The sequence below is a fragment of the Cytophagia bacterium CHB2 genome (assembly GCA_030263535.1).
In the GTDB taxonomy this organism is placed as follows: Bacteria; Zhuqueibacterota; Zhuqueibacteria; order Zhuqueibacterales; family Zhuqueibacteraceae; genus Coneutiohabitans.
In genome coordinates this window covers 1-4,803 of the sequence record SZPB01000431.1, presented here as the reverse complement: position 1 = coordinate 4,803, position 4,803 = coordinate 1, and the positions used below count along the sequence as shown (strand labels likewise).

4 protein-coding genes are annotated in these 4,803 nt (G+C 51.0%); all 4 read right to left on the bottom strand.

The genetic code is table 11. The features are described 5' to 3' along the window. The coding region (gene sucC / locus FBQ85_26600; protein ID MDL1878703.1) for an ADP-forming succinate--CoA ligase subunit beta at positions 1 to 937 on the bottom strand (937 nt) is incomplete at its 3' end. Between the two features lie 76 nt (positions 938 to 1,013). Next, positions 1,014 to 2,081 (bottom strand): hypothetical protein, encoded by a 1,068-nt coding sequence (locus FBQ85_26595; protein ID MDL1878702.1) that lies wholly within the window; start codon positions 2,079 to 2,081, stop codon positions 1,014 to 1,016. 74 nt (positions 2,082 to 2,155) lie between these two features. Continuing rightward, positions 2,156 to 3,880, bottom strand: a complete 1,725-nt coding sequence (locus FBQ85_26590; GenBank protein ID MDL1878701.1) for a T9SS type A sorting domain-containing protein — start codon at positions 3,878 to 3,880, stop codon at positions 2,156 to 2,158. A gap of 590 nt (positions 3,881 to 4,470) precedes the next feature. Then, positions 4,471 to 4,680: a hypothetical protein gene (locus FBQ85_26585; protein ID MDL1878700.1), complete on the bottom strand. Its 210-nt coding sequence runs from the start codon at positions 4,678 to 4,680 to the stop codon at positions 4,471 to 4,473. Positions 4,681 to 4,803 lie beyond the last annotated feature (123 nt).

The window sequence follows — 4,803 nt, the reverse complement described above, 5'->3', positions numbered from 1 at the left end:
TCGCTTTGACATTGGGATCGGAGAGAATGATTTTGAAACCGTTTTCGACCGTTTGGGGATTCGCGCCGCCGCCGACATCGAGAAAGTTTGCGGGCATGCCGCCGGCCAGCTTGATGATGTCCATCGTGCCCATGGCCAGGCCCGCGCCGTTGACCATGCAGCCGACGTTGCCATCGAGCCGGACGTAATTCAGATTGTACTTCGAAGCTTCGACTTCCAGCAGATCCTCTTCATTCAAATCGCGCAGTTTAAGAATGTCGGCGTGGCGAAACAGTGCGTTGTCGTCGAAATTCATTTTGGCGTCAAGCGCCAGCACCTGGCCCTCGGCCGTCACGATCAACGGATTGATCTCGGCGAGCGAACAATCCGACGCGACGCATGCGCGATACAGAGCCAGGAAAAACTTCACCGCGTTCTTGAACGCTTCGCCTTCCAATCCCAGGCCGAACGCGAGCTTGCGCGCTTGCGACGCGCGCAAGCCGGTCAGCGGATCGACGTACTCTTTCAAAATCAGCTCGGGCGTTTCTTCCGCCACTTTTTCGATTTCCATGCCGCCCGCCGTGCTCGCCATGAAAACGAGTTGGGACGACGCACGATCCAGCACGATGCCGGCATACAACTCGCGCGCAATGTTCAATGCCTGTTCGATCAGCACTTGATTAACGCGCTTGCCTTCCGGCCCGGTTTGCGGGGTGACGAGCTGCATGCCAATCATCTTGCGCGCGATTTCATAAGCCTCATGCGCATCTTGCGCCAGCTTGACGCCGCCGCCTTTGCCGCGCCCGCCGGCGTGAATTTGCGCTTTCACAACCACCTTGCCGCCCAACTCATGCGCAATCACGCCTACTTCTTCCGGCGTTTTGGCAACTTTACCTTTCGGTACTGCCACCTCGAATTTGCGCAAAATTTCTTTGGCTTGATATTCGTGAATCTTCAATGCTCCTCCTTAGGATAGTCTCCAGGTAATATTTCGATCCATCTAATTCAAATACGGCCTTTCTATTTTAATTTCTTCATTTCCCATGCGCCACATACGAAACGCCGCCGTCGGTCCCGACAATGAACGTCTCCGTGCCGTCGGTCCATACATCATACCATGAGAGCCCATAAAAAGCAAGATCGATGAGCTGATCCCAATCTCTGCCGTTGTAGTGATAAACACGGCCGTGGATGCCCACCACGAACAAATTGTCTGCGGCTGTGCCGTGCATGCCGTAAAAAACCGTTTGAGCAGGCGAAAGGAGCTTTTCCCAGCCACTGGCAATTTTCCTGAATACGCCGTGACCCGCGGAAAAGAGTTGGCCGTCTACGGCAAAAAGAGCGATATCCCCAAAGGGCGCGCCTTCGCGAGGAAGCCCGGTGAAAGATTGCAAGATACGCCACTCGGTGCCGTCCCACATGGAGAAATACCTCGTGCCTCGGCCTTGGGCATCGTACTCATATGCTAAAGCATAGACTTCGTTTGTCGATAAACCGGCAAAGCTGTTATACCAAAAAGATCTTGGTGGTTGCTTCCGTTGCCAGGAAGAACCATCATAATGATACAAAGCTCCTTTAACTCCGCCAGTCCAGATATCGTCCGGTGATGTCCCCCAGATTCCTTGCAAGGGATGTCCTCCTACTGTAGGAGCGCTTTGCCAATTCTGACCGTTGAAGTGAAGAATTAATGTACTATCCTGTTCGGGCAGATCCGCGGACCAGCGTCCCACAACCCAAATATTGTTCGCGTCAAACCCTAAGATACGATGTACGCCGAAGGGCCTGCCAAGCGGTCCGCCGTATGGTGTGAGGATTTCTTGAAAAATTTTCCACTTCTGACCGTCAAAATGAAACATATCGCCTAACGAGCCGGCATCCCACCCGACGGTATAGATATTTTTCGTTGAACTGCCCCAGATACTTCGCATCAACGTTTGGCCGCTGTTGCTTTTGAGCGTATCGATGGTCCAAGTATAAGTGCGAGGGTCTTTCGGCAACGGTGGAAGAGGTTGGGTTGCTTGCTTTTTGCAGGCAAAAACGCAAACGAGGGTGAGCACGAGGAATAAAACCTTGTGCAAACTTTTTTTGAATATGCTGTTCATGGTTCGCTCGATCATTTTTCGGAATTGCCAAAACGCCACACACTAAAAAAGTGTGTGGCGTGCATGAGTTGAGCTTATTTTATGCGTACGAGCTTACCCGACTTCACAAACGGTGCAGCGCCGTTTGTCGGTTGCGCAAGAAAACGGTAAAGATAAACGCCGCTTGCCGAGCGAGAAGATGCAACGCTCTGCCAAACGACTGAATAATTACCGGCATTATGCAAGCCATTGCTCAATACCTCAAGGCGCCGACCGTTAAGGTCATAAACTTCCAGCACGAGATGGGCGCTGCTCGGAAGCTGATAACGCAACGTCGTGGCTTCGACAAATGGATTGGGGCTTGCCTGAATCGCGAAGCTTTGCGGCAACGTTTCTTCATTAAGCGGATCCGCTGTGGCTTTTGGAATGATACCTCCGTTGCCGAACACCGTGATGTAATTTGCATCCGCCGCGATGGCCGTGCTGCCGCAAACGTAATAACTGCGCACGTCATATTCCAGCAGATCGTGCGTATAGCCTGAGGTCATGAGATAGTCGTAATCCGTCCAGGAAGTGACGTTGTTGGCCAGGGTCGCTTTCAAAACCGGTGGACCCAAACTGCCGCCCGCGGGTTTTGCGCGCCGCCAAACTTGATAGGTCACATTGGAATTGGGATGTTGATTCCAGGCAAGTTGGATATATTGCCCCGGGCTGCTGCTTACATGCAGATTGAAGTAGCTCATCTGCTGCGGCTTGACCACAACGTAGTTGGCAACGTACTCCACGTTGGTATTGGGAATAAATGTGATTTCTGGATTCGTACTGCCGTTTGACCAATTGCTGAAATTGTAGATCACGCCATTGTAGGTTTGGTTATTCGCGCGAGCAGTGACATTAATCTCCTGCTTCACCTCTGTAGTGTGCGGCGAGCTTTTGTTTTGGCTGTTCACAACGATAACGCCGCCATTTCCCGCGCCGCAGGGGAATTGATTTTTGAACGTCACGTCATAGTAGGCGTCAAAGACCGCCTCATATGTCGCAGCCCCATCTACTGTGATGAGGTGAGGATTGCTATAAGTCAAATGGCTTCCATTTCGTGTCCACTCCCTGAACTTCCGTGTTATTCCCTCATGCTCTTGTGGGGAGGGAGAGTGAATCCAAAGCTGGCTTTCCGTGTTTATCTTGCGCTCGATGTAGGTTCCCGGAAACTGGCACCATGTACCGCTCATGGTTTGGCCGACACATATGACCCCGCCGCCGAAGCTGTTGCGGAAAACGAGGGCGTTAAGCGGACCGCCTCCACTCAAGCCGTTGCCTTCGTGGTACCCCACAGGCATGCCCTGTTGCGGGATAACGTTATTGAGCAATATTCCATGCTGCGGTTGCAGGTTTTGCGCCGGAACCTGATCGACCTTGATATTGCGAATGGCTGCCTCGCTGCCGTCAAAACCGGGTGGAATATAAATAACAAATGCCGCGTGACCATTTGCCCCCTGGCGTATTGTACCGAATACCACAATATCCCCAAGCTCGATGCCGCTCAAACTTGCGCCGGAAACATAGGGAAAATTATTTTCGTCAATTTGCGATGCATAGGTTTTCGCCGGATTGCACTCCTGATCGCCGTCATAACGACCGAACGCCCTTCCTTGCGCATATCCCCAGCAAATGCTCGAAGCGGGCGCGTTGTTGTAGGGATAGGTTCCGCCCGGATGCCCATGTGCGATGGGAATGTGCCCGCCGACCGGTTGCGCCTGCGTTATAGTGGTAAGAAAGAATAAGGCAAACAGGGTAGGTGAAAAAAATACTGGCCTGATCATAAACCGTCTCCTCTCATTTGGTTGGTGGAAACCGAAAACGCCTTAGTGGACTTGGTCGAGCAGTGGGTGTTGATTGCCGGTGTTACATCACGCGAGATGGAAGCAATTTATTCAACTTAGAGAGATTCAAACTTTTTGACCACGAAACACACGAAAAGCGCATTGATGTATTTCGTGTTTTCTGTCGGCCGAGCAAGGAATCTGTTGAAGTAGAACCAGAGAATATGATCAGATCGTGCCATCGCGAATTTTCTTCAAAATCTCGGCATCGGCCAAATCGCCTTGGCGGCCAGTGTTTTTTTTCAAGTGAATGAGATCATCAAGACTCACAAAATTGATTCGCACGCCATCGATTTTAAAAACATTGCGATTCTCCCAACATCTCTGGAAATCCAATCCCGGCGCCTCCGACAAAACATCGACACGAATTCTCAGGATCAGTCAAATATGCCGCACCCAAGCGCAAAGTCCTGAAAACCTTCAACAATTTCGTGTACGTTTTTTCACTGGACAGAACGGCAATATCCGCATCTTTGGTGCTTCGGGGAATGCCGTATGCAATTGCCGCAAGACCGCCTATAACAAGATACTTAACGCGCGCGGCGTTTAGCGCCCGGAACAGGGCGAGATACCTTTTTAGCATGATTCCTCGGATTTGCGCGCTCGATGGCGGCCACGAACTCCATAAACTCAAACATACTTTTGATGCGCTCTGCCGGAGTCAATTTAAGGAAACTGCGGACCTTGGCTTCCATCGTTTCATGTTCGAAGCCGTAGAGTACTTTGGGCTCCTGGGACATATTTTGTTTCTCCCAAACTCAAAATTACTACTCGGAGCACTAAATACATTAATTTTTAATTGCCGCATACTGAACGTTCTTTTCAAGAAAGTAATTCCGGACAATATGAGGTTGGTGTTGACG

Coding starts and splice junctions, on each gene's coding strand:
- FBQ85_26595 (MDL1878702.1), bottom strand. CDS start 2,081: ATGAACAGCATATTCAAAAAAAGTTTGCACAAGGTTTTATTCCTCGTG.
- FBQ85_26590 (MDL1878701.1), bottom strand. CDS start 3,880: ATGATCAGGCCAGTATTTTTTTCACCTACCCTGTTTGCCTTATTCTTT.
- FBQ85_26585 (MDL1878700.1), bottom strand. CDS start 4,680: ATGTCCCAGGAGCCCAAAGTACTCTACGGCTTCGAACATGAAACGATG.